The sequence below is a fragment of the Morganella morganii H1r genome, from assembly GCF_000633515.1.
In the GTDB taxonomy this organism is placed as follows: domain Bacteria; phylum Pseudomonadota; class Gammaproteobacteria; order Enterobacterales; family Enterobacteriaceae; genus Morganella; species Morganella morganii_B.
Genome location: NZ_AYMP01000023.1, coordinates 51,635 through 76,767, shown reverse-complemented (window position 1 = coordinate 76,767; position 25,133 = coordinate 51,635). Strand labels below are relative to the sequence as shown.

At 53.2% G+C, this 25,133-nt stretch carries 16 protein-coding genes and 1 riboswitch; of the genes, 11 read left to right on the top strand and 5 right to left on the bottom strand.

From position 1 onward, the window contains the following. Nucleotides 1-112 precede the first annotated feature (112 nt). The 4 genes from U868_RS0113720 to thiB form a co-directional block, all read right to left on the bottom strand. Complete coding sequence (locus tag U868_RS0113720; protein ID WP_025153785.1) at nt 113-2,488, bottom strand: DNA polymerase II; 2,376 nt, start codon at nt 2,486-2,488, stop codon at nt 113-115. Between the two features lie 72 nt (nt 2,489-2,560). Then, entirely contained in the window at nt 2,561-3,259 is a 699-nt protein-coding gene (gene thiQ, locus U868_RS0113715; RefSeq protein ID WP_025153784.1) for a thiamine ABC transporter ATP-binding protein ThiQ, read from the bottom strand. Beyond that, nucleotides 3,256-4,866, bottom strand: coding sequence for a thiamine/thiamine pyrophosphate ABC transporter permease ThiP (gene thiP / locus U868_RS0113710; protein WP_025153783.1), 1,611 nt, complete (start codon nt 4,864-4,866; stop codon nt 3,256-3,258). Before thiP ends, thiQ begins: the two co-directional genes overlap by 4 nt. After that, nucleotides 4,842-5,852: a thiamine ABC transporter substrate binding subunit gene (thiB, locus tag U868_RS0113705; protein ID WP_025153782.1), complete on the bottom strand. Its 1,011-nt coding sequence runs from the start codon at nt 5,850-5,852 to the stop codon at nt 4,842-4,844. Before thiB ends, thiP begins: the two co-directional genes overlap by 25 nt. 69 nt (nt 5,853-5,921) lie before the next feature. Beyond that, nucleotides 5,922-6,030, bottom strand: a riboswitch (TPP riboswitch). Between the two features lie 180 nt (nt 6,031-6,210). Between thiB and rppH the strand changes: the two genes are divergently transcribed. The 3 genes from rppH to lgt all read left to right on the top strand — a co-directional run bounded on the left by rppH (nt 6,211) and on the right by lgt (nt 10,006). Further along, a complete protein-coding gene (rppH, locus tag U868_RS0113690; protein WP_015422452.1) occupies nt 6,211-6,744 on the top strand; it encodes an RNA pyrophosphohydrolase in 534 nt (177 codons plus the stop codon). A 9-nt stretch (nt 6,745-6,753) separates the two neighbouring features. Further along, entirely contained in the window at nt 6,754-9,000 is a 2,247-nt protein-coding gene (ptsP, locus tag U868_RS0113685; protein ID WP_025153781.1) for a phosphoenolpyruvate--protein phosphotransferase, read from the top strand. Between the two features lie 109 nt (nt 9,001-9,109). Then, nucleotides 9,110-10,006 carry a prolipoprotein diacylglyceryl transferase gene (gene lgt / locus U868_RS0113680; protein WP_025153780.1) on the top strand — a complete coding sequence of 299 codons (897 nt, stop codon included), beginning with the start codon at nt 9,110-9,112 and terminating at the stop codon, nt 10,004-10,006. A gap of 85 nt (nt 10,007-10,091) precedes the next feature. Here lgt and thyA read toward each other — a convergent pair whose 3' ends face one another. Then, on the bottom strand, nt 10,092-11,027 hold the full coding sequence (thyA, locus tag U868_RS0113675) for a thymidylate synthase (RefSeq protein WP_025153779.1): 936 nt from the start codon (nt 11,025-11,027) through the stop codon (nt 10,092-10,094). Between the two features lie 481 nt (nt 11,028-11,508). Here thyA and U868_RS0113670 point away from each other — a divergent pair, with 481 nt between their 5' ends. Genes U868_RS0113670 through recD form a run of 8 tightly spaced genes read left to right on the top strand, consistent with a single transcriptional unit; the run spans nt 11,509 to nt 25,128 of the window. After that, on the top strand, nt 11,509-11,976 hold the full coding sequence (locus tag U868_RS0113670) for a PPDA (RefSeq protein WP_025153778.1): 468 nt from the start codon (nt 11,509-11,511) through the stop codon (nt 11,974-11,976). After that, on the top strand, nt 11,970-12,557 hold the full coding sequence (locus tag U868_RS0113665) for a prepilin peptidase-dependent protein (RefSeq protein ID WP_025153777.1): 588 nt from the start codon (nt 11,970-11,972) through the stop codon (nt 12,555-12,557). Before U868_RS0113670 ends, U868_RS0113665 begins: the two co-directional genes overlap by 7 nt. Next, complete coding sequence (locus tag U868_RS0113660; RefSeq protein ID WP_025153776.1) at nt 12,532-13,047, top strand: YgdB family protein; 516 nt, start codon at nt 12,532-12,534, stop codon at nt 13,045-13,047. The genes U868_RS0113665 and U868_RS0113660 overlap by 26 nt, the downstream gene beginning before the upstream one ends. Continuing rightward, on the top strand, nt 13,040-13,372 hold the full coding sequence (locus U868_RS0113655; protein WP_025153775.1) for a prepilin-type N-terminal cleavage/methylation domain-containing protein: 333 nt from the start codon (nt 13,040-13,042) through the stop codon (nt 13,370-13,372). The genes U868_RS0113660 and U868_RS0113655 overlap by 8 nt, the downstream gene beginning before the upstream one ends. 10 nt (nt 13,373-13,382) lie before the next feature. Then, complete coding sequence (gene recC / locus U868_RS0113650; protein WP_025153774.1) at nt 13,383-16,784, top strand: exodeoxyribonuclease V subunit gamma; 3,402 nt, start codon at nt 13,383-13,385, stop codon at nt 16,782-16,784. Then, complete coding sequence (ptrA, locus tag U868_RS0113645; protein ID WP_025153773.1) at nt 16,777-19,659, top strand: pitrilysin; 2,883 nt, start codon at nt 16,777-16,779, stop codon at nt 19,657-19,659. The genes recC and ptrA overlap by 8 nt, the downstream gene beginning before the upstream one ends. Before the next feature lie 4 nt (nt 19,660-19,663). After that, nucleotides 19,664-23,296: an exodeoxyribonuclease V subunit beta gene (recB, locus tag U868_RS0113640; protein ID WP_025153772.1), complete on the top strand. Its 3,633-nt coding sequence runs from the start codon at nt 19,664-19,666 to the stop codon at nt 23,294-23,296. Next, nucleotides 23,296-25,128, top strand: coding sequence for an exodeoxyribonuclease V subunit alpha (gene recD, locus U868_RS0113635; protein ID WP_025153771.1), 1,833 nt, complete (start codon nt 23,296-23,298; stop codon nt 25,126-25,128). Before recB ends, recD begins: the two co-directional genes overlap by 1 nt. Nucleotides 25,129-25,133 lie beyond the last annotated feature (5 nt).

Below are 25,133 nucleotides of genomic sequence, written 5' to 3'. Positions count from 1 at the left end.
CGTCAGTCAGAACGGCAGCATCAGCTGCGTCACTCTGCTCCGGTGATAAAAGCAGTAAAGGGGCGCTATGTTAATCCATAAGATCCGCAGCGTCACCTGTAAAATGGCAAAATTAAAATGGCATCAATAATTGCCCGGTTAACAACGTGGTGAAGTCATCCTCCAGGAAGGGCAGAATGGCATCGGCTATCGGCATCAGTTGCTTATTAATGTAATGTTCGTAGTCCGGCGGTGCCGTCAGAATTTCCAGCGGCTGCGGCCCGGCGCGGGTAATGATATAGCTTATTCCGGCGCCGCGCTGGTACTGTGGCGGGCGATTCATGCGGATATTATACTCATCCGCCATTCTGGCCGCTTTGACATGAGGCGGCACATTACGCTGATAATCCGCCAGCGGGCGGCGCAGGCGCTTGCGGTACACCAGGCGGTCATCGTAGCGTCCGGTGAGGGTGTCGCGGACATAATCACGGATAAACTGCTGATACGGTATTTTATCGAAAATCAGCCGGTACAGGGTTTGCTGGAAATGCTGTGCCAGCGGTGTCCAGTCACTGCGGACCGTTTCCAGCCCGCGAAAAACCATGTTATCCCCGGAAAGCCCTGCATACCGTTTTTTGCTGCCGAGGTCGGTTCCGCGGATCGTCGGCATCAGAAAACGCCGGTAGTGGGTTTCATATTCAATTTCCAGGGCGGAAGTCAGCCCGTATTCATTCTTTAAATGTGTTTGCCACCATTGGTTGATCTCATCCACCAGCCAGCGTCCGATACGTTCCGCATCCGCTTCACTGTGTGCGCTTTTCAGCCAGACGAAGGTGGAATCCGTATCGCCGTATATGACCCGGTAACCCAGGGATTCAATAATGGTGCGGGTTTTGCGCATGATATCGTGCCCGCGCATGGTGACGGAGGAGGTCAGACGCGGATCATAAAAACGGCATCCGGCCGCCCCCAGGACACCGCAAAACGCATTCATAATAATTTTCAGTGCCTGTGACAGCGGTTTATCCCCTGCCAGTTTCGCGATATCCCGCTCATGCCAGATGCGGTTGACGATATCCGGCAGGCAGTTGGTTTCTCTGGAAAAATACGCGCCCTTAAACCCGGGAACCGCTTGTTCCGGCGCGGTAAGACCTTCGACCATGCCAATCGGGTCAATGAGGAAGGTGCGGATGATGGAGGGGTACAGGCTTTTAAAATCCAGCACTACCACGGAGTCATATAATCCCGGGGCTGAATCCATCACAAAGCCGCCGGGTATCGGTTCGCCGGGTTTTTCGCCGGGATCAGGCGCGACATAGCCTTTACGGTGCATCGGCGGCAGATAAAGATGGGTGAAGGCGGCGACCGATCCCCCCATGCGATCCGGTGTCAGGCCGGTTACCGCTGCCCGTGCCAGCAGGAATTCTGTCAGATGGGTGTGTTCAAAAATCCGGGTGACCAGACGGCAGTCCTGAAGGTTATACCGTGCCAGCGCCGGTTTATCCTCCCGGAAACGGCGGTTGATTTCATCCATGCGGTCATACGGTGAATCACTGTCTTTGCCCTCGCCGAGCAGTGCCTGAGATACCGCCTCCAGACTGAAGGACGGGAACTGCCAGGTCGCGGCTTTCAGGGCATCGATACCGTCAATAATCAGCCGCCCCGCAGCACCGGCAAAAAATTGGCCGGGTTTGAAGCCGTGTTCCCGCCAGGAGAGCGGGGCATTATTGCGGCCGAAAATCAGCGGGATCTGATACTTTTCCGCATGGCGCTGCAGAATGCGTAAATCAAACTGGATCAGGCTCCAGCCGATTATCATGTCCGGATCATGTTCTGCCAGCCACTGGTTCAGACGGTGAAGCAGATCCGGGCGGCGCGGGACGTACTCCAGTGTGAAATCGGGATTGGTCAGCGGCATGCCGTTCTCCGGGCCGAGCATAAATACCGTATCGGCCCCGCAACCGGAGAGCCCGATGGAATAAAGATCACCGAACTCCGTGGTTTCGATATCCAGAGAAACGATTTTCAGCGCCGGGCGGTAATCCGGATGCGGCTTCATCAGCACATGACCATCCGGCTGCGGCTGCACCCAGACAGCGGCGGTGATAAAGCGTTCCATCAGATAGCGCTCACAGGGGCGGATATCCGCTTCATAAAGGTGCAGATGCTGCTCGCCGAGTTGTTTTTCCAGTTGCTGTAACTGGCGGTACTGGCGGCAGTAAACGGCACTGACATCATCCTGATGGAAATCCTTCAGCGGGCGTGCTGTCAGTGTGGTGCCGGGGATATTGTTAATAAAGGGACGGCTTTCAGCCAGTTCCCGGTGCGGGACAAAGCCGACAGCCTGTTGCAGCGGAACAGAAACATACCGCGGCCCGTTATCTGTCGCCAGCCAGTAACGGACCTCAATACCGCGCGGGGTATCAGACCAGTGACGGGTCAGAATAAAACCGGCTTCCGCCGGTGCTGCCACCTGACGGGAGGGAAAATTGTTGTGCCCTGCCATCATTTTGTCCGTTCTGCTGATGAAAAAATAACTATAGCAGAGTGGTGTGGATATATACAGTATTTAAGGTGCGGTTTACCGACCGATACCGAGGATCCGTGCCTGGGGAACCTCACCGCTGACCAGGGCGGTGGTGCTGCCGTCAAAGGCAATGGTGCCGTTATCCACCACCATCGCGCGGGGCGCGATCCTGGCGGCATCATCTGTGTTGTGAGAGACCATCATCAGTGTCAGCCGCCGTGAATCACAAATGGTTTCCAGCAGCGCCAGCATTTCATTGCGCAGTGCCGGGTCCAGGGCGGAGAAGGGTTCATCCAGCAGTAAAACCGGCTGGGAACGCACCAGGCACCGTGCCAGTGCCACCCGCTGACGCTGGCCGCCGGAAAGCTGTGACGGCAGACGTTTCAGCAGTGGTGTCAGTGAAACCTGTTCAGCGATTTGTGCCAGCTGTACTTTCTGCTCCGCATTCAGTTTCATTCCGGGATGAAAACCGAGGGCGATATTCTGCTCTGCTGTCAGGTGCGCAAAGAGATTATTTTCCTGAAACAGCATGGATACCGGGCGCGAAGCGGGCGGTGTACGGGTGTGATCTTCACCATTGAGCAGGATAGTGCCGCTTTCGGCAAACTGAAATCCCGCAATCAGTGACAGCAGGGTACTCTTACCCGCACCACTCGGGCCGAGAATGGCAATTTTTTCTCCGGCGGCAACGGAAAAATGAAAATTCATTGTCTGTTGCTGATAGCGGTAAAGAATATGATCAAAATAAATCATGGGCGTTTCCCCGGCAGACGTTCCAGAACGGTAAACAGCCCGAAACAGAGTAAAAACAGGATCAGTGCCGTGACTGCGGCGTCCGCATTGCGGTAAGCACCGATCTGCTGATAAAGATAGAACGGCAGCGTGCGGGAATCGTCATTGCCGAACAGGGCTATCACACCAAAATCCCCGACCGACAGCACACTGGCAAATGCCACCGCCTGTGCCAGAGGGTTACGGAGAGCCTTCAGTTCAATCAGTTTCAGCCGGTTGAATCCGCTGATATTCAGCGAGAGACAAAGCGGGTTATAGCGTTCAGCCAGGTCACGCATCGGGTTATCCAGTACTTTCAGGGCATACGGGACTGCCATCAGCGCATTGGTCAGGATCACCAGTCCGTATGGGATTGCCCCCAAATCAGTGGTGCCGGTCGTGCTGTTGAGCAGCAGGAAAAATCCGGTGGCCAGCACAATGCCCGGCATGGCCAGGATCACCAGCCCGGAAAGCTCCATGGCCTGCCCGGCTCTGACTGCCTGCCGCAGCCGCAGTTCACGGCTGCTCCACAACAGCATCATGGTCAGCAGCACACAGATAAAACCGGAAGCCAGCGCAATACCGAGCGAGGTGAAAAAAGCCCGCCACAGCGCCGGTTGCTGCAATACCGGCAGTAATCCCGGATTGAGGCCGTCAGCGATAATGGCAAAAAACGGCGGCAGCAGAAACAGCAGGGCGCAGAGGATGATCAGGCCGTCAGTCAGCCGGCGCGGCAGCGTGTCCTGCGGATTGCGCCATTGCAGCGATTGGGTAAAGCCGACAGAAAAATGGCCGGACAAACGCTGGCTGATGAGCACCAGCCCGATGCAGCACACCAGCTGGATCAGCGCCAGCAGGGCAGCCCGGCCGATATCAAAGTCATAATTCAGTGCCTGATAAATCGCCAGTTCGATGGTGGTTGCCGCCGGGCCGCCGCCGAGCGCCAGCACCGTGGCAAAACTGGCAAAGCAGAGCATAAAAATCAGTGCCGCAGTCGGCAGCAGCTGACGGCGCAGATAGGGCCATTCAACAATCCGGAAATGCTGCCATTCATTCATATTGAGCTGGGCGGCGAGCTGTCTCTGCTCTGTGGCAATATTATCAAGCTGTTGATACAGCATCCGGGTGGCGAGCGGCATATTAAAGAAGATGTGTGCCAGCAGAATGCCCTGTAACCCATACGGGGAGAAAGAATAGTCCAGACCCAGAAAACCGGAAATATGTGCCAGCCAGCCGTTACGGCCATAGACAGATAAAATACCGAATACCGCCACCAGCACGGGCAGTACCAGAGTCATTGCGCACAACCGCAAAAAGACTGCCCGTCCGGGGAAACGTCGGCGCCAGAGTGCCCGTGCCAGAAAAACCGCCGGGATGACCGAAAACAGGGCAGATAAGAAAGCCTGCCAAAAGGTAAAGCGGACGACATGCCACAGGTAGCTGTCATCCCATATCTGCTGCCAGTCTGTATCCGGTGTGTTAAACCACAGCGCCCCGAAGGCACTGACAGCAACAACCAGCAGAAGACCGGACGCGAGTGCGCCCGGTATCAGGTATGCGGCAATTAACGGCTGACTGCGTTTTGCCATATCCGTATCCACTGATTGCGTTCTTTCGCCACTTCTTTTGCATCAAATTCCAGCGTTTTGGCCGGTTTCGGCATGTTGTCGTAAACCGGCGGCAGCGGCATATCAATCACAGGATACATCCAGTTGGTGGTCGGCAGTGTTTTCTGGAAATCCGGAGTCAGCATAAACTGCATAAACTGTTCTGCCAGTGCAGGGTGTTTTGACGCAGCCAGCACACCCGCCATTTCCACCTGAAGGTAATGCCCTTCCTCAAACAGTGCGGCCGCATAGTTATCTTTGTTATCCGCCAGCATGTGATAACCCGGCGACGAGGTGTAACTCAGTACCAGATCAGCTTCACCTTTCAGGAACAGGCCGTAAGATTCGCTCCAGCCTTTGGTGACTGTCAGGGTTTTTTTTGCCATTTTGGCCCACTGCGCTGCCACATCGTCTCCGTAGAGCTTTTCCATCCACAGCAGTAATCCCAGTCCCGGTGTGCTGGTGCGCGGATCCTGATAAATAATGGTCAGCTTCTGATCACTGTTAAGCAGTTCTTTCATGCTTTTCGGCGGATTCGGCAGAGTGTCTTTGTTGTAGATAAAGGCAAACCAGCCGTAGTCATAAGGAATAAAGGTATTGCTTTCCCATTTGACCGGCAGTACCAGTTTTGACTGATCAACATTGCTTTCTTTAAACAGCCCGGTATCCAGTGCCGCCTGCATCAGGTTGTTATCCAGACCTAAGATGATATCTGCCTGCGATTTTTTGCCTTCCATCCGCAGACGGTTCAGCAGCGTCACGCCGTCACTCAGCCCGACAAGTTTCAGTTCGCAGTTGCATTGCGCTTCAAAGTTTTTCTTAATTTCCGGCCCCGGTCCCCACTCAGCGACAAATGAGTCATAGGTATAGACAGTCAGAACCGGCTTGCTGTTATCCGCAGCTGCCTGGAAAGAGAACAGTGCGGCAAGGCCGCCTGCAATAATATTTCTGGTCAGTTTCTGTAACACTTTGCGCTCCTGTAAGGGAAGGATTGGCAAAGGATCTGAGTGCAGCATGATGGCGACAGGCTGTGCTGTCAGCAGTGGCGGCTCAAATCCCTACGCCGGTATTAACCGGATCAGGTTCCTCGGGTGTTATCTCAGCAGCACCGGCCGGAAAGCCGGCGCTGCACCCCGTTGAGAGAGGAACAGTGTAGTGTTTTTCCCGGGAATTTGCCACTGTCCGGAACGGCTGAAACAGCCTGTTGCTTTTTATCCGTCAGAGCCGGAAATGCGGCGGGCTGAAGGATTTTGAGTGCAGAGGTTTACCCCATGATGGGAGTGTGAAACAATTGGCTATCTTTCAGTTTTTTTCTGAGGTAGTCGAGTGATTGATGATGATGGCTACCGCCCGAATGTCGGAATTGTAATTTGTAATAAGGAAGGCCAGGTGTTATGGGCCCGCCGCTACGGACAGCACTCGTGGCAGTTTCCTCAGGGAGGTATCAATCCCGGCGAATCACCGGAACAGGCCATGTACCGTGAGTTGTATGAGGAAGTTGGTTTAACGCGTAAAGATGTGCGTATCCTGGCGGTCACCCGCAACTGGCTGCGCTACAAATTACCCAAACGTTTGGTGCGTTGGGATACCAAACCGGTTTGTATCGGTCAGAAGCAGCGCTGGTTTTTACTTCAGCTGCTCTGCGAGGACAAAGAGGTCAATGTGACCCGCAGCAAGTCGCCGGAATTTGACGGCTGGCGCTGGGTCACCTACTGGTATCCTGTTCGTCAGGTGGTCTCTTTCAAACGTGATGTGTACCGCCGCGTCATGAAAGAGTTTTCTTCCGTTGTGATGCCTGCCAACAGCGAAGCGACGGCTGTGCGGGCACCGTTTCCCTATCGTCGCCGGCGCCAGAATTAGGGGGAACGGATGCTGACGCGTTTACGTGAAGTGATTGAAAAAGTGGCTGCTGCCGCTGATCTCGCGGAAGCGCTGGAGCTTCTGGTTAAAGAAACCTGTCAGGCGATGGGAACCGATGTCTGTTCCATCTACCTGGCAGATAACCAGCATCACTGTTTTTATCTGATGGCAACGCAGGGGCTGAAAAAGCCCCGCGGCCGTGCTGTCAGCCTTGCTTTCGGCGAAGGTGTGGTCGGCCATGTCGGCCGCCGCGCCGAGCTTATCAATATCGCGGATGTCCGTGAACACCCCGGTTTCAAATATCTCCCTCAGGTTAAAGAAGACAACCTGCGTGCGTTTCTCGGTGCGCCGGTGGTTTACCGCCGCCAGTTACTGGGTGTGCTGGTGGTTCAGCAGAGAGAAAAACGCCTGTTCAGTGAAACGGAAGAGTCTTTTATTGTCACTCTGGCAATGCAGCTGGCGGTACTGCTGGCTCAGGCGCAAACCAAGGGGTTGTTCGGGCAGTTCCGTCAGACCCGTATTCAGGCTATTCCGGTCTCTTCCGGGATTGTGATGGCCTATGGCTGGGAAGACCGTTCACAGCCGGTGCTTGAGAATGTTTCCGAAGCCTCGGCGCTGGATCGCGCGCAGGAGCGTGCCCGCCTGAATAAAGCGCTGGAGGATGCCACGGCAGAGTGCCGTCGTATCAGCAAGCGTTTTAATGCCGCCTCACAAAAAGAGAGCGCGGCTATTTTTGATCTCTACTCCCACCTGCTGAACGACCTGCAACTGAAAAAAGGGTTGTACAGTATTGTGGAGCAGGGTTTTGTGGCTGAATGGGCTGTCAAAACAGTCATTGAGCAATTCGCCGCCCGGTTTGCCGGGCTTCAGGACAGCTATATGCGGGAGCGGGCCACGGATTTACGTGCACTCGGGCAGCGGCTGTTATTCCATCTTGATGATAATTTTACCGGCAGCAACCAGTGGCCGGAGCGCTTTGTGCTGGTGGCTGATGAGCTGAGTGCCAGCCTGCTGGCGGAACTGCCTCAGGAACAGCTTGCCGGTGTGGTGGTGCGTGACGGGGCAACACATTCCCATTCCGCCATTCTGGTCAGGGCAATGGGTATCCCGGTTATCATGGGTGCGGATATTCAGCCGGAGCTGTTACATAACCGCCTGCTTATCCTCGACGGCTACCGGGGCGTGGTGTATATCGAACCGGAACCGCTGATAGTACAGGAATTCAGCCAGATTATTGAACAGGAGCAGGCTATCAGCCAGCTGGCGGAGGATGAACTCAGCCGCTCCGCTGCACTGAAAAGCGGCGAACGGGTTTCTGTTCAGCTGAATGCCGGGCTCAGTCTGAAATACGAGCAGAAAATCGTCAGAAGCATTGACGGTATTGGCCTGTACCGCACGGAAATACCGTTTCTTGTGCACAATGGTTTTCCGTCAGAAGAAGAGCAGAAGGTCCGTTATCAGGATATGCTGCAACTCTTTGCCGGGAAACCGGTGGTACTGCGGACACTGGATATCGGCGCGGATAAGCAGCTGCCATACATGCCTATCAGCGAGGAAAACCCGTGTCTGGGCTGGCGCGGTATCCGCGTGATGCTGGATCAGCCGGAGATTTTTCTTATCCAGCTGCGGGCCATGCTGCGGGCTAATATCGGGCTGAATAATCTGAAGATATTATTCCCGATGATTTCCGGGCTCGCTGAGGTTGAAGAAGCCATCCGTCTGCTTGACCGCGCCTGTGAGGAAGTCTCGGCACTGGCCGGGGTGCGGGTGGAACGTCCGCCGGTGGGGGTGATGCTGGAAGTGCCGTCATTGCTGTTTATGCTGCCGGAACTGAAACACTATATTGATTTTATTTCTGTCGGTACGAATGATTTAACTCAGTATCTGCTGGCGGTTGACCGGAATAATACGCATGTTGCACCATTATATGACTCGCTCCATCCGGCGGTTCTGCGTATGCTGAATTTTGTCCGGACGGAAACCACCCGGCTGGGGATCCCGGTCTCGGTCTGCGGGGAAATGGCGGCAAATCCGCTAGGTGCAATGATACTGGTTGGTTTAGGATACCGTCAGCTGAGTATGAACGGGCGGAGTATCCCGCGTATTAAGTATCTGCTGCGGCATCTGGATGCCGGAGCGCTGGAGCCGCTGCTGGCATCATTGCTGGATGCACAGACAGCGGCTGAGATCCGTGAAAAAGCGGAGCTGTTTATTGAGAGCAAGGGACTGGGACAGCTTATCCGGGGCAGTGCTTAACCGGCACATCCCGGGGCATAAGGTGTTTCAGTCCTTACAGTCATATATCCCGGTCTGCGGCAGGCAGAGCTGTAACCGCAGCCGGATACAACACACAGTGTGAGGTACGATGAGTAACACTTATCTGGCATTTCCGGATTTTGATCCTGTTATTTTTTCTGTGGGGCCGGTGGCGTTACGCTGGTACGGGCTGATGTATCTTGTCGGGTTTGTGTTTGCCATGTGGCTGGCCGGCCGGCGGGCGGATAAACCGGGCAGCGGCTGGAAACGCAGTGAAGTTGAAACACTGTTATATGCCGGGTTTGTGGGTGTTTTCCTGGGCGGCCGTATCGGTTATGTCCTGTTTTATAACTTTCCGCTGTTTGCGGAAAACCCGCTGTATCTGTTCAAAGTCTGGGATGGCGGTATGTCATTCCACGGCGGACTGATGGGCGTTATCATTGCTATGTGGTGGTTTGCCCGCCGCACGAAGCGTCATTTCCTGCAGGTTGCTGATTTCGTGGCACCACTGATTCCGTTTGGTCTCGGTATGGGGCGCATCGGTAACTTTATTAACGGCGAGCTGTGGGGACGTGTGACACTCGATACGCCGTGGGCCATTCTGTTCCCGACGTCTTACAGTGAAGACGTGAAACTGGCCGCTGCTGATCCGTCGCTGATGCCGGTACTCGAGCAATACGGCGTTCTGCCGCGTCACCCGTCACAGCTGTATGAAATGCTGCTTGAAGGGATCGTCCTCTTTATCATTCTGAATGTGTTTGTCCGCAAATCCCGCCCGATGGGCAGCGTGTCAGGCCTGTTCCTGATTGGTTACGGCCTGTTCCGTATCATTGTGGAGTTTTTCCGCCAGCCGGATGCGCAGCTTGGTTTATTCGGCGGGATCAGCATGGGGCAGATTCTGTCTGTACCGATGATTATTGTTGGTGTGCTGATGATGGTATGGGCCTACAAATGTCCGGGTAATAAAAAGCAGAGTGATAGCGGAAAACAGAATGCGCCGGAATAGATCCGGTTTTAGTATTTAGTGAGTAATAAAAAACTGCATCGTAACTGATGCAGTTTTTTTTATGCGCAGATGTTTAATCGCTTTCTCAGACAGAGAACGGATATTTTATCGGGTCGTGGTGCTGATAATCTGTCACCGTGAAGTCATCGGTGGTTACCCATGTCATTAAATCATCCAGTGTTTTAATCTCAGGGTTAATATGCAGTTTTGGTGATGTAAATGGTTTACGTGTGATCTGGACGTCACGCATTAATTCCAGCTGGTCTTCATATAAATGAAGATTAACCACTTTGTGATAAACCTTACCGCATTTCAGGCCGGTTATCTGAGCCATGATAGCCAGCAGGAAATAACATTGCGGCGCATTGAAAACATAACCAAGTGCATAATCACAACTGCGCTGATAACTGTTTAAATATAATGTGCCATCAAGAACAGAGAAATGATGCATAAACATGCAGGGTCTCAGACAGCCCTGATCAAATTCACCCGGATTCCAGAATGAAATGATTTCACCGCGGTCATCAATGCCTTTTTTTAAATTATTATAGACTTTACGGAGTTGGTCGAATGTATTTTTCCGCAGTTCAGTAATCAGTGCGTGAACGCCTTCTTTATCTCCGGAGTCACTTAATGATAATAATAAATCATATTGTGCTTCTGTCGGGGATACTTTCAGCTGCCGTCCCTGAACGCCATAAACGCGGCCCATATCATCCTCACCTTTGCGGTTCGGGTTTGCCAGCCAGTCGGTATTTTCATTGGCGTTAGCGTTCCAGGTATTACAGCCGATGGCTCTGAACTGAGCGGCACTGTCATATCCGCGTAAGTAACCCAGCATTTCCGCAATTGCCGCTTTCCAGAATGCTTTGCGGGTGGTCACCAGCGGGAACTCATTTTTGTCAACGTGGTAAGTGAAATCGGCATTAATAATTGTCAGGCATCTTTTACCTGTCCGTTTATTCTCAATCCATTTCCCTTCCTCCAGAATGCGCTTTGCAATGTCTAAATATTGTTCCACTTTTATTTTCCTGTTGACGCAGTATATGGTCTTAATATTATAACATTATTTTCATTTGTTTCATACAAGATAATATTGTTTTGATTTTTATTAAAATTAAATTTATTAATGAAATTGATGGTTAAGAATGTGTTTTTTTATTTTATAAAACAGTATCAGTGGTTGATTTTATTTTCTGGCTGATAGTATCCGGCACACAGGTACTGAGACTTAAATACAGTACCTGTGGCCGGTTTTTATATCAGTTAATTTCCGGATTGTTAAAGAGCGGTGATGTCTGTTCTTTTTAGTCTCTTCATTTTATTCACTCCACACTTTTTTTTCCGGCAGGTGATTTTTTTCCGCACAACACGAAAAAAAATGTGTGTTTGCAGTACCCCGCAGAAAAATTTTCCTGTTGTATCGCATTTTTTCCGGTTTTGTCTTTCCGGGAGTGGCAAACACGCTATTTTTTCCGCATGAAACAGAAACGGGTGATCACATGCAGACAGAGCGGGGAATATCACTGATGGAAGTCATTGTTGTTTTATTTATTATGGCATTACCTTTTTCATTTATTCATATTTCATGGGAAAGCTACAGAGAGCGGCGTTACCTGACAGAAACGGCGGCGTTGTTTCAGCAATATCTCAGCAGCCATAAACTGAAAGCAACCTATCTGAATGAAACACGCAAAATAGCAGTTACTTTTGGTGAGAAAAGCAGGGCCTGTCATCAGGCATCAGCAGCACCGTGTGATGATGGCCCGGAAGGATTCACACCGATGGAGGGAGTCCGGATTGTTTCCGGCACGACAGATACGGTGCTGTTCTGGGGAACCCGGCATACCGCCTCTGCTGCCAGCTTTTTACTGGAAAACACACAGGGACAGATAAAACTGATTATCTCGGCACCCGGCCGCATACGGCTGTGTACGCCGGGGAAGATATCCGGTGTACCGCCATGCTGAATAAAATACAGGAGCAGGGCTCATTGCTATTTGAAATGCTGGTGAGCATGGCGGTCAGTGCAATTCTTCTGGTCGCGGTAACCCGTTTTTTTCCGGCGCTGGGGCAGGATGTGCTGAATACATACCGGCAATATAAGCTGGATACCATTATGCGGGAAACCCTTTTGCGGCTGGAAAAAGATCTCCGGCGGACGGCATTCTGCAGGGGGCATTGTCAGGGAAACCCTCTGGACATTGCCGCCCGGCCCGGAGAGGCAAACGGCAGTTGCATCATTGTTGCTTATGATCTTAATCACAATGGCCGCTGGGAGCAGAATGTCCGCAAAACCGGGGAGCATTTTGGCTACCGTCTGAATAATCAGGCACTGGAATGGACGCGCGATGCCCGCAGCTGCCGGGATACCGGCTGGCAAAAGGTCACGGATAACCGCTATGTGAATGTTTCCCGGTTTCTGGTCACGCCGGTGAAACTATACGGTAAAAATGGCCTGAAACTGGCCCTGACACTCACCGGGCGGGACATGCCCTTAATACAGCGAACCGGAGAAAGCCTGATTGTTATGCCTAATTACCACCTGTAGCACCGGCAGGAAGAAAAATATCCGTTCAGCGGGAAGCGCTCTGTTACTGATGATTATGATGTTGCTGGGGATATCACTGATGATGCTGTCTGTTTTGCATCGTTTTTATCAGACGGAGTGGCGTAACGGTCAGGATGAAACGGAATTTTACCGCGCAGATGCCGGAGCGGCTTCCGCGCTGGAATGGGGTCTTACACAAGCGTGGTCCCGGAAAGCACTGAACAAAACACAGTTTTACTGCCGGGCAGCGCCGGACCCGGCACTGAAGAGTTGTTTGCGGCGACTGAGAGCCAACAAGCTGTTATTACAGGGCAGCATGTTTTCATCCTGGTTTGAACAAAATATCACGCATTATCAGCTGGTCAGCGCCCGGGAAGAAGGAGACAACATGATTTTGACAGCACTGCCGCAGGGATGGAGTGATTTTTGCCCGCCGGATTTAAAGCCCGGCTGCAACCGGCATACTGAAACGGGAGAATACAATGAATGAACGCGGAATGTCGTTAGCGGAAGTGATGATCTGTGCCTTGATCTTTGCAATTCTGGTTACCGGATTATTACGCTATTATCAGCTCCTGCACAGCGGAAAACAGCGGCAGTATGCGGATGTCAGCACGGTACGTCATCTGCATCAGATGATGCGTTTTACGCCGGACCCCGGGATATTACGGCAGATGATGCAGCCACATTTATCTTCCCGGCAGAAATGGGAAAGTTATCAGGAAAATGTGTCACCGGGCTGTATTTCCGTTACTATCAGGCTGGTCTCTCCGGGAGAGCGCCGGTTAACCGCCGGCAGATGGCAATGTATGTAAGGACAGGACAATGTTTACAGTTTATCACTCCAATGATCTGGATCTGCTGAAAGATTTGATTTGCCATATTATTGATAACGATAAAATTAATGATCCTTTCTGTCCGGAAACCGTACTGGTGCAAAGCCCCGGGATGTCGCAGTGGCTGCAAATCAGCCTGGCGGAAAAACTGGGCATTGCCGCGAATATTACCTTTCCGCTGCCCGCCACATTTATCTGGGATATGTTTACCCGTGTCCTGCCGGGTATTCCGAAGGAGAGCGCTTTCAGTAAAGGGGCAATGACCTGGAAGCTGATGTCACTGCTGCCGCAGCGTCTTGATGATCCGGATTTTGCCCCGCTGCGCCATTATCTTGATGATGACGGGGATAAGCGCAAACTGCATCAGTTGTCAGGCCGTATTGCGGATTTATTTGACCAGTATCTTGTCTACCGGCCGGACTGGCTGACGGCATGGGAAAATAATGAACTGGTTGACGGGCTGAGTCAGAACCAGTCCTGGCAGAAATGCCTGTGGCGGGATTTGCAGACACTGACCCGCAGCCTGGGGCAGCCGGAATGGCACCGTGCCAATCTTTATCAGCGCTTTATTGATGTACTCAATGAAGGTAACCCGGCGGTGGTTGCCAATCTGCCGCCCCGTCTGTTTATCTGTGGTATCTCCGCATTACCGCCGGTCTATCTGCAGGCTCTGCGGGCGCTCGGGCAGCATACTCATATCCATCTGATGTTTACTAATCCCTGTCAGTATTACTGGGGCGATTTACAGAGTCCGGCTGCACTGCGGCGTATGCTGGCGCGCAAGCCGCAAAGCTATTGGGATAAAAAAGCCGTCAGCTGGTTTAAATCGGATGAGGATGCACCTGCACTGTTCGATTTTGACGCTGACGGGGAACAGAATACCGGTAACCCGCTGCTGGCGTCATGGGGACGTCCCGGCCGGGATAACCTGTTTTTTCTGGAAGATATTGAAGAAATCCATGCCATTAAAGCGTTTGTCGATCGCCCGGCAGACACACTGCTGTCCGCTGTTCAGCAGGATATTCTTAACCTGGAGGACGGCAGTGTGGTGGGGAAAAACAAAGAGGAGTTTTCCACCAGTGAAGGGCGGCGGATTATTGCGGATAATGACGGTTCCCTGACCTTTCATTCCTGTCACAGCCCGCAGCGGGAAGTGGAGATTTTGCAGGACTATTTACTGAACCTGCTGGAAAATGATCCGTCACTGACTCCCCGCGATATTATTGTGATGGTGGCGGATATCGACAGCTACTCTCCTTATATTCAGGCAGTTTTCGGGCAGGGGAACGAAAACCGCTATCTGCCGTTTGCGATCTCAGACCGTAAAGCCCGCCAGGCTCATCCCGTATTACAGGCCGTGCTGACACTGCTGGAATTACCGCAGAGCCGTTTCACTTCAGAACATGTGCTCAGCCTGCTGGAAGTCCCGGCGGTGGCGCAGCAGTTCGGGCTTGATGAGAGTGATCTGCCGCTTCTGCGCCGCTGGGTCAGCGGAGCCGGTGTCCGCTGGGGCCTGGATGATCATAACATTGAGTCTTTCTCGCTGCCGGTTTTTGGTCAGAACACCTGGAAATTCGGGCTGGATCGCATGCTGCTGGGCTATGCCATGGCAGAGGAGGAAGGTACCTGGCGCGGGATCCTGCCATATGACGAAGTTTCCGGGATGTCAGCGGACCGGGTCGGGCAGCTGGCCGCCTTTATCGATACTCTGCGGAAGTGGCAGAAAATACTGAGCGAGCCGCGGACACCGGCACAATGGCGTGAAACCGGATCTGAGCTGTTGTCTGCCTTTTTCATGACGACACCGGATACCGAACCGGTGCTCAGTATGGTACTTCAGCAGTGGCAGCAGGTACTGGATCAGGGGGTGAAAGCCTGTTATGACGGGGATATCCCGCTCCCGCTGATCCGTGATGAACTCTCTCTGCGGCTGGATGACGAGAAAATCAGCCAGCGCTTTTTATCCGGTGCGGTAAATTTTTGCACGCTGATGCCGATGCGTTCTGTACCGTTTAAGGTTATTTGTCTGCTGGGTATGAATGACGGTGTGTACCCGAGAACAATTCCGCCGCTGGGGTTTGATCTGATGGCGGAAAAAAGCCGCCGGGGTGACCGCAAACGCCGGGATGATGACCGCTATCTTTTCCTGGAGGCGCTGGGGTCAGCAAAAGAATATTTATATATCAGCTATATCGGCCGATCTATCCGTGACAATGAAGAACGGAACCCGTCAGTGCTGGTCAGCGAATTACTGGAATATATCTGTCTCAGTTTCTGTCTGGAAAAAGATCGGTTTGCTGACCTGGATACCAGCCGGGAATCGCTGGAAAATCATCTCATTGTCCGGCACACCCGTGTTCCGTTTGCGGCGGATAACTACCGGGAAGGTGCAGAATTTCAGAGCTTTTCGCCGCAGTGGTTACCGGCAGCATTACGGCAGGGCGAAGCACAGGGGGCGTTTAATGTCCCGGTTCCGTCAGAAGATATAACAGAAATAACCATTGAGCAGCTGCTGCGGTTTTACCGCCATCCGGTCCGGGCGTTTTTTCAGCAGCGCCTGAATGTGCATTTTGATATTGAGGATGTGGCACTGCCGGAGGAAGAACCGTTCAGTGTTGATAATTTACAGCGTTACGGGTTTAACACGCAGCTGCTGGATGCGCTGGTGGACGGCGAACCGGAAGAACGGGTCTTCCGCATGCTGAAGGCGGCAGGAGAACTGCCGGCCGGCGCGTTCGCACAGGTTTACTGGGAAGAACAATTACAGGAAATGGATGTTCTGGCGGAGAAAATCCGCAATGCACGGACAGAATCGGATATTGAGTCGTTTCACTATGTTACCGGGTCGTATACTTACAGCGGGCAACTGACCGGTGTTCAGGATAACGGGCTGCTCCGCTGGCGTCCGGCGGCACTTACCGCCGCTGACGGGCTGCGTTTGTGGATTGAACATCTGACATACAGCCTGAGCGGACGGCAGCAGTACAGCCGGATGTACGGACGCAGTGATACGGTGTGGATCTTTGAGCCGCTGACGGCGGAGCAGGCGCAGGGCTATCTGCGTCCGCTGCTGGATGTATTTGTCCGCGGTCTGAATGAGCCGCTGCCGGTCTTTATCAAAAGCGGCTGGGCATGGCTGACCACGCTGGCTGATGAGAACACCGGTGAACTCTCTGATGATGATGCACTCCAACATAAAGCCGGTTTATTGCTTCTGCAGACACTGCAGGGGGGATATCAGTTTACCGGTGAGGCGGAGGACGATTATGTTGTCCGTGCATTCCGCCATTTTGATGAAGCACTTATGGATGCGATAAAGCAATTTTCACAACAACTCTTTTTGCCGATGTTTCAACATCAGAAGAACAGGGAGAACGAGGCTGATGCCTAAACAACTAGTGCAGTTTATTTTTACGCTGCTTTTCTTTTTTACCGGTGCCAATGCACTTGCTCAGAACAACTGGCAGGTTCTGCCCGGAGAGATTGAGAAAAGCGCCAACGATCCGCGTCAGTATCAGGCAATCACCCTGAAAAATAATATGACGGTTCTGCTGATTTCCGATAAAACCGCGCGCAAATCAGCGGCGGCGGTCAGTCTGGCTATCGGCAGTATGGATGAACCACAGAGCCAGGCGGGTCTTGCGCACTATCTGGAGCATATGGTGCTGATGGGCTCAAAACGTTTCCCTGAACCCGGTAACTTCAGTGATTATCTGGCGAAGCACGGTGGCAGCCATAATGCCAGTACCGGTTCCAACTACACAGATTTCTATTTTGAAGTTGAAAACAATGCACTGAAAGGGGCAACCGAACGGCTGGCGGATGCCCTGGCAGAACCGCTGCTGGATCCGGTAAATGCGGATAAAGAACGTAATGCGGTTAACGCTGAACTGACCATGGCACGTTCCCGTGACGGGCACCGCATGTATCAGGTACGGGCGGAAACCTGGAACCCGGCACACCCGATCTCCCGTTTCTCCGGTGGTAACCTGGAAACCCTGAGAGATAAGCCCGGCAGCATCCTGCATGAAGAGCTGCTGAAGTTTTATAACACCTATTATTCATCCAATCTGATGAAAGCCGTGATCTACGGGCCGGAGTCCGCAGAAGAACTGGCAAAACTGGCCAATGAGACGTTCGGTACGATTCCGGATCGCCATGCGGCTGTTCCGCAGATTACCGTTCCGCTGATCACCGCAGCCGAGCAGCAGAAAATTATTCACTATGTGCCTGCCCAGCCGCAGAAATCGCTGGATTTTGAGTTTGTCATCGACAACAACAGTAAAGATTTCCGCAAGCAGACAGATACCTATATTGCGTATCTGCTGGGCAGCCGCAGTGAAGGCACACTGGCTAACTGGCTGATATCCAACGGGCTGGCGGAGAATATCAGTGCATCCGCATCCTCAACCCTGGCACGTAATCAGGGCGTGTTTATTATCTCTGTCTCACTGACGGATGAGGGGATGGCGAAGCGCGATGAAATTACCGCCGCTGTTTTCGCGTACCTGAATCTGATTAAAGAAAAAGGGATTAAGAAAGACTATTTTGATGAAATCGCCCGTGTGAATATGCTGGCGTTCCGTTACAACTCGGTTGTCCGTGATATGAATTATGTTGAATCACTGGCAAATACGATGATGGACTATCCGGTAAAAAATGTCCTGAATGTCGGTTATCTGGCTGATGACTGGGATCCTGCCGCCATCAAAGCCCGTCTTGCGGATTTAACACCGGAAAAAGCCCGTGTCTGGTATACCAGTCCGCAAGAACCAAGCAATAAAAAAGCGTACTTCGTTGATGCACCTTATCAGGTGGATGCAGTGACAGCAGCACAGCTGGATAAATGGCGTAAATCTGAAGGTGATTTCCGTTTCTCTCTGCCTGCACTGAACCCGTTTATTCCGGATAATTTTGATCTGATCAAACAGCAGGAACAGCAAAAACCGGTACAACTGACAGACACTGAAAAGCTGCGCCTGTTCTACATGCCGAGCCGCTATTTTGCGGATGAGCCGAAAGCGATTATTGCGCTGGAGCTGCGTAACCGCAATACCGGCAGAACAGCCAAAGATGTTGTTACCAGTGCGCTGCTCAGTTATGTCAGTGAACTGAAACTGAACCAGCTCAGTTATCAGGCCAGTGTGGCAGGCATGGGGATTAATATCAGTGATGATGATGGCCTGAATATCAGTGTCAGTGGCTATTCCCAGCATCTGCCGGAATTGCTGACCACGGCAGTGACTGAATATCAGTCCTTTAGCCCGACAGCATCTGAACTGGCGCAGGCGAAATCCTGGTATCGTGAGCAGGTTGCGGTATCGGATAACGGCAAAGCCTATGAAATGGCAATGCGTCCGTTCAGTCGTCTGAAATCAGTGCCTTATTTTGAGGATAAAGAACGCCTCGCCGCGCTGGAGACCATTACAGAAAGTGACATCACGCAGTACCGTGACCGTCTGATCCGTGAAGGGGCTCTCCAGATGTTTGTGTTCGGTAATCTGACGGCACCGCAGGCAGAGCAGATTGCCTCGAAAGCTCAGGTGCAGCTCGGTTCACAGGGCACGGAATGGTGGGTAGGGGATTATTATGTGATTGATAAAGCCCTGAAACCAAATTTTGACGAAAAAGCCAACAGTACCGATAACGCGCTGGCCAATATCTTTATCCCGACCGGTTATTCACGGACGGAAGGCGCGGCATTCTCGTCAGTGCTGTCGAAAATTCTGCATCCGTGGTTCTATGATCAGCTGCGGACACAGGAACAGCTGGGATATGCCCTGTTTGCATTTAATCCGAACTTCGGCCGCCAGTGGGGGATCGGCTTCCTGCTGCAAAGCAATGAAAAGAATCCGGCTTATCTGTCACAACGCTTTAATGATTTTTATATCAATGCGGAAAAACGTCTGAAAGGCCTGGATAATGCGGAATTTGATAAATACCGCAATGCACTGCTGACCGAAATGACACAGCCGCCGGAAACCTTTGAGGAAGAAGCATCCCGTTATTCATTTGATTTCAGAAATAATTATTTTGATTTCAACACCCGTGAGCAGACTATCGCGGCGGTGAAAAAAATGACCAAACAGGATGTGATGACCTTCTATGAAAACGCCGTGATGTCGAAAAACGGACTCGCGCTTTACTCCCAGGTAACCGGCACCGGCGGCAAAGCGGATGATTACGCGAAACCGGCCGGATGGACGACGTATCCGTCTGTAACGGAGTTCCAGGCACTGTTACCTGTGAAAGAAGAAATACGGTAAGACAATGGCGGCTGAATCTTTAAATCCGGTGACAATACCGCTGCAGGGGCAGCGGTTAATTGAAGCCTCTGCCGGGACAGGGAAAACCTACACCCTGGCCCGGCTCTATCTGCGTTTGCTGCTGGGTATTGGTGAAGGGGCATTTGTCCGGCCGTTATCGGCGGAAGAGATCCTGGTGGTGACCTTTACCGAAGCCGCCACTAATGAACTGCGGGGGCGTATCCGTGAGAACATCCATAAGCTGAGGATTGCCTGCCTGCGTCATGAGGAAGGCGGGGAACCGGGTGAGGATTACGGGTTCGGCCCGCTTCTGGCGCTGATTGAGGATAAACAAAGTGCTGCTCAGCGTCTGCTGCTGGCTGAACGGCAGATGGATGAAGCCGCCATTTTTACTATCCACGGTTTTTGTCAGCGCATGCTGACACACAACGCCTTTGAATCCGGCGTGCTTTTTGAACAAACACTGATTCAGGATGAGCATCCTGTCCGTAAACAGGCCTGTGAGGACTTCTGGCGGCGTCATTGCTACCCGCTGCCGGTTGAGCTGGCCAGAGCCATTAAACAGCTCTGGTCTGATCCTCAGGCGCTGCTGCGGGATATTTATCCCTGGCTGCAGGGGGAATTGCCCGGGATTACCGATGCACCGGAATCGGATGAGACATTACTTTCCCGCCATGAAAAAATTATCGCCGCGATCGATGAGGTCAAACAGTGCTGGCGGGAAAGTGATGCTGATTTTGTCAGTCTTATTCAGAACTCTGATCTGAATAAAAGCAGTTACCGCGCCAACCTGGTGCCCGGATGGATTGCCGGCATTGATGACTGGGCGAAGGAAACAGAAACCACACACTATGCTCTGCCGAAAAATATAGAACGTTTCAGTCAGGCAGTGCTGGATGAAAAAACCAAAAAAGGCGGCACACCGCCGTCACATCCGGTGTTCTCTGCGATTGAGGAACTGACAGCGCAGGCTCTGACGCTGGAGGATGTTCTGTTTACCCGCGCGGTGTATGAGATCCGCCAGACCATCACGCAGGAGAAACAGGCCCGGGGCGAGATGGGATTTGATGATTTACTGACCCGGCTGGACAACGCACTGCATCAGGAAAACGGGGCGCTGCTGGCACAGACACTGCGCAGACGTTTTCCGGTGGCGATGATCGATGAATTCCAGGATACCGATCCTCAGCAATACCGGATCTTCCGTACTATTTATCAGGAGACGGTTTATCAGGAAAACACCGGTGATAACGGCACACCGGCAGATCCGTACGGGCTGCTGTTTATCGGTGACCCGAAACAGGCGATTTATGCCTTCCGCGGCGCGGATATTTTCACGTATATCAAAGCACGGCGGGATGTCAGTGCGCATTATACGCTGGGGACTAACTTTCGCTCCGCGAAGACCATGGTCGACAGTGTTAACAAGCTGTTTTTACAGGCAGATGAGCCTTTCTGCTTTAAACAAATCCCGTTTCAGCCGGTCAGTTCCGCGCCCGCAAATGATGATGCCGCTTTTGTTGTTGCCGGGGAAACTCAACCGGCAGTGCAGTTCTGGTGGCAGGCCGCAGAGGGCGTCAGCAGCGGGGATTATGAGCGGACAATGGCGGGTGTGTGCGCCGGGCAGATCCGCGACTGGCTGGATGCCGGACAGAACGGTACAGCCCTGATTGGCCCGCCCGGAAAACAACGTCCGGTCAGTGCGGCGGATATCACCGTGCTGGTGCGCAGCCGCCGGGAAGCACAACTGATAAAAGATGCCCTTAATCAGCGGGCGATCCCGTCAGTTTTTCTCTCAAACCGCGACAGCGTGTTTGACATGCCGGAAGCCCGTGAGTTGTTGTGGCTGCTCCGGGCGGTGCTGAACCCGGAAAAAGAACGGCTGTTACGCAGTGCGCTGGCGTCCGGGTTGTTTGGTCTGAATGCGGCACAAATTGAGGCACTGAATCAGGATGAAGCTGCCCGTGACAGGCTGGTGGACGAGTTCGCCGGTTACGGGCAGATCTGGCAGCAGCAGGGTGTTCTGCCGATGCTGCGCCGGGTACTCAGTCAGCGGAAGATCGCGGAAAATCTGCTGGCGGGACAGGACGGTGAACGGCGCTTAACCGATATCATGCATATCAGTGAGTTGCTTCAGGAAACCTCATTGACGCTGGAAAATGAACATGCGCTGGTGCGCTGGCTGGCACAACAGGTATTACGCCCGGATGCGCAGTCGGAAAGCCAGCAGATGCGGCTGGAAAGTGATCAGCATCTGGTTCAGATTTGCACTATCCATAAATCCAAAGGGCTGGAATACCCGCTGGTATGGCTGCCGTTTATCTGTAATTTTCAGGCAGGCGGTCAGCGCCTCTATCATGATGAAACCACCTTTGAGCCGTGCCTGACACTGTCACCGGATGAAACACAGCTTGCCCTGGCGGATAAAGAACGTCTGGCCGAGGATTTGCGTCTGCTTTATGTGGCGGTGACACGGGCGGTTTACCATTGCAGCCTGGGTGTTGCGCCGATTATCAGAGGTAACCGTAAAAAAACGGGTAATACCGATCTGCACCTTAACGGGCTGGGTTATCTGCTTCAGAACGGGCAGGCGTGTGACAGCAAAACCCTGGAGGAGCGGCTTGATGCATTTTGTCAGGGTGACCGCGCTGTTGCCGTTACCCGGATAACAGAACCACAACTGCAACTGTGGCAGCCCGGCATGTCACCACCACCATCTCTGGCGGTGAAGCCGTTTACCCGGTCTGTCAGCAGTCGCTGGCGTGTGACCAGCTACAGCGGCCTGAGCTACGGTGCGTCATCCGGCGGCAGTGTGTATACGCAGGACAGGCAGGAAGAGATGATGGCGATGATCCGCTCCCTCAGCCCGTCCCTGGATACAGACACGCTCGGTGAAGAGCAGGATGAAACCGGAGCGGCACAGACCGCTTATACTTTCCCGCGCGGCGCGATGGCGGGGACATTCCTGCACAGCCTGTTTGAAGAGCTTGAATTTGATAGTGAGCCCTCACTTGAGTGGCTGACTGAGCAGCTGCTGTCATACGGATTTTCTGCTGAGTGGGCACCGTTCCTGCAAACCTGGTTTACGGAACTGGTGAATACGCCGCTGTCTGCGGACGGGCCGGTACTCAGTGTCATTCCTGTACGTCATAAGCAGGATGAAATGGCGTTTTTCCTGCCGATAGACGGTGATCTGACCGCGCAAAAACTGGATGCACTGACACGGCAGTATGATCCGTTGTCAGCACAGGCACCACCGCTGGATTTTGCGGCGGTGACCGGCATGCTGAAAGGTTTTATTGATCTTGTGTTTTATCACGATGGTAAATATTACATAGCGGACTATAAATCAAACTATCTGGGTGACAGTCACGCAGATTATCAGCCTGACGTACTGGCACAGGCGATGGCGGAACACCGCTATGATTTGCAGTATCAGCTGTATACGCTGGCGCTGCACCGCTATCTGCGTCACCGGCTGCCGGATTATGATTATCAGACACACTTTGGCGGGGTGTATTACCTCTTTCTGCGCGGCATGACACCAGACCATCCCGGTCAGGGGATCTGGTTTTATCGCCCGGAACAGGCATTTACAGAGCAACTGGATGCCCTGTTTAAAGGGGAGGAAAGTTAATGAACACTCACTTACAAATGTTGTGTGAAGAGCATATTCTGCGTCCCCTCGACTGTCAGTTTGCCGCGATGGTGGCACCGGATAGCCATCCGCTGCTGCAACTCGTCTTTGCCCTGCTCAGTGCACAAACCGGCAGCGGACATGTCTGCCTGCCGCTGTCGGGGATTATTCCCGCAGCGGAGCAGGGCGGGCGGCATGCGGAGATCATGCAGTCTGTCTGGCGGGCACTGAATGAGCCGGGACTGCCGGAGATAAAAGCAGCGCTGTCTGCTTCTGATGCAGTTAGTGATGGCTCACTTCCCGCACCGGTTGTGCTGTCTGAAGAGAATTTGTATCTGCACCGGATGTGGCAGTATGAATGCCGGGTAGCGGAATTTTTCTCCCGGCCTCAGCGGGTTTCTGCTGATGCAGAGAAACTGCGCCCGGTTCTGGATGCACTGTTCGGTACGGAAGAGCAGGAGGACTGGCAGAAAATTGCTGCGGCGGTGGCGGTCAGCAGCCGGACTGCCGTTATTTCCGGCGGGCCGGGCACCGGTAAAACCACAACCGTTGCCCGTATTCTGGCGGCACTGGTGCAATCCGCCGCTGAGCCGCTGCTGATTGAACTGGCGGCACCGACCGGGAAAGCCGCTGCCCGCCTGACTGAATCGCTGGGTGAGGCCATAGCTCAGCTTGATTTGACGGATGCACAGCGGGCCATGATGCCGGATCAGGCCAAAACCCTGCACCGTCTGCTGGGCGCTCAGCCGGACAGCCGCCGGTTGCGCCATCATCAGAAAAACCCGCTGATGTCGGATGTGCTGATTGTGGATGAAGCCTCCATGGTCGATTTACCGATGATGGCAGCTCTGATTGATGCACTGCCGGAGAACGCGATGCTTATCCTGCTGGGGGATAAAGACCAGCTGGCTTCGGTGGAGGCCGGAGCGGTGCTGGGGGATATTTGCCGCTTTGCTGAATCCGGTTATACACCGCAGCGGCGGCTGGCGCTGGAAGCAATGACAGGTTGTGTGCTGCCGGATAAATCACCGGCGCATCCGGTGAATGTGCAGGATCACCTCTGTCTGCTGCGCAAAAGTTTCCGTTTTGATGCCGGTTCCGGCATCGGGCAGCTGGCTGCAGCAGTTAACCGTGGTGATGTCCGGGAAACCATGGCGGTTCTCGGCGGGCAGCGGGCGGATGTCCGTTATGTGCCGCTGGAGGATGAAGAAGGCTATGCTCAGGTACTGACAGATACCATGAAAGCCTATCTGCCGTTTTTGTCACTGGTGAAACAGCATGCAGACCCGGCGGCGGTAATTGATGCCTTCAGTCAGTTCCGGTTGTTGTGTGCGCTGCGTGAGGGGCCGTTCGGCGTGGAAGGGCTGAATGAGCGTATTGAGCGGCTGCTGCATCAGCAGGGGCACATCCGCCGTCCGCTGATACACCGGCACCGTGCCTATCACGGTAAACCGGTGATGATAAGCCGCAATGACAGCCCGCTGGGGCTGTTTAACGGTGATATCGGGATTATGCTGACGGATGAAAACCATGAACTGCGGGTGTATTTCCGGCTGCCGGACGGTACTATCAGGGGGATCCGCCCGAGCCGTCTTCCGGCACACGAAACGGCGTATGTGATGACGGTGCATAAATCACAGGGCTCTGAATTCGCTCATACCGCACTCGTGCTGCCGGTGCAGCCTTCGCCGCTGGTCAGCCGTGAATTGCTGTATACAGCACTGACGCGGGCGAAGCAGTTTCTGACCATATACAGCCGCGAAGAGTGTGTTAAGCGGGCGGTGAAAACCCCCACTCAGCGGTACAGCGGGCTGAGCGGGCGCTTACGTTAGTCCGG

Excerpts from the sequence above, each read along its gene's own strand:
- U868_RS0113720 (WP_025153785.1), bottom strand. The coding sequence starts at position 2,488 with ATGATGGCAGGGCACAACAATTTTCCCTCCCGTCAGGTGGCAGCACCG.
- thiQ (WP_025153784.1), bottom strand. The coding sequence starts at position 3,259 with ATGATTTATTTTGATCATATTCTTTACCGCTATCAGCAACAGACAATG.
- thiP (WP_025153783.1), bottom strand. The coding sequence starts at position 4,866 with ATGGCAAAACGCAGTCAGCCGTTAATTGCCGCATACCTGATACCGGGC.
- ptsP (WP_025153781.1), top strand. The coding sequence starts at position 6,754 with ATGCTGACGCGTTTACGTGAAGTGATTGAAAAAGTGGCTGCTGCCGCT.
- lgt (WP_025153780.1), top strand. The coding sequence starts at position 9,110 with ATGAGTAACACTTATCTGGCATTTCCGGATTTTGATCCTGTTATTTTT.
- U868_RS0113670 (WP_025153778.1), top strand. The coding sequence starts at position 11,509 with ATGCAGACAGAGCGGGGAATATCACTGATGGAAGTCATTGTTGTTTTA.
- U868_RS0113665 (WP_025153777.1), top strand. The coding sequence starts at position 11,970 with ATGCTGAATAAAATACAGGAGCAGGGCTCATTGCTATTTGAAATGCTG.
- U868_RS0113655 (WP_025153775.1), top strand. The coding sequence starts at position 13,040 with ATGAATGAACGCGGAATGTCGTTAGCGGAAGTGATGATCTGTGCCTTG.
- recC (WP_025153774.1), top strand. The coding sequence starts at position 13,383 with ATGTTTACAGTTTATCACTCCAATGATCTGGATCTGCTGAAAGATTTG.
- ptrA (WP_025153773.1), top strand. The coding sequence starts at position 16,777 with ATGCCTAAACAACTAGTGCAGTTTATTTTTACGCTGCTTTTCTTTTTT.
- recB (WP_025153772.1), top strand. The coding sequence starts at position 19,664 with ATGGCGGCTGAATCTTTAAATCCGGTGACAATACCGCTGCAGGGGCAG.
- recD (WP_025153771.1), top strand. The coding sequence starts at position 23,296 with ATGAACACTCACTTACAAATGTTGTGTGAAGAGCATATTCTGCGTCCC.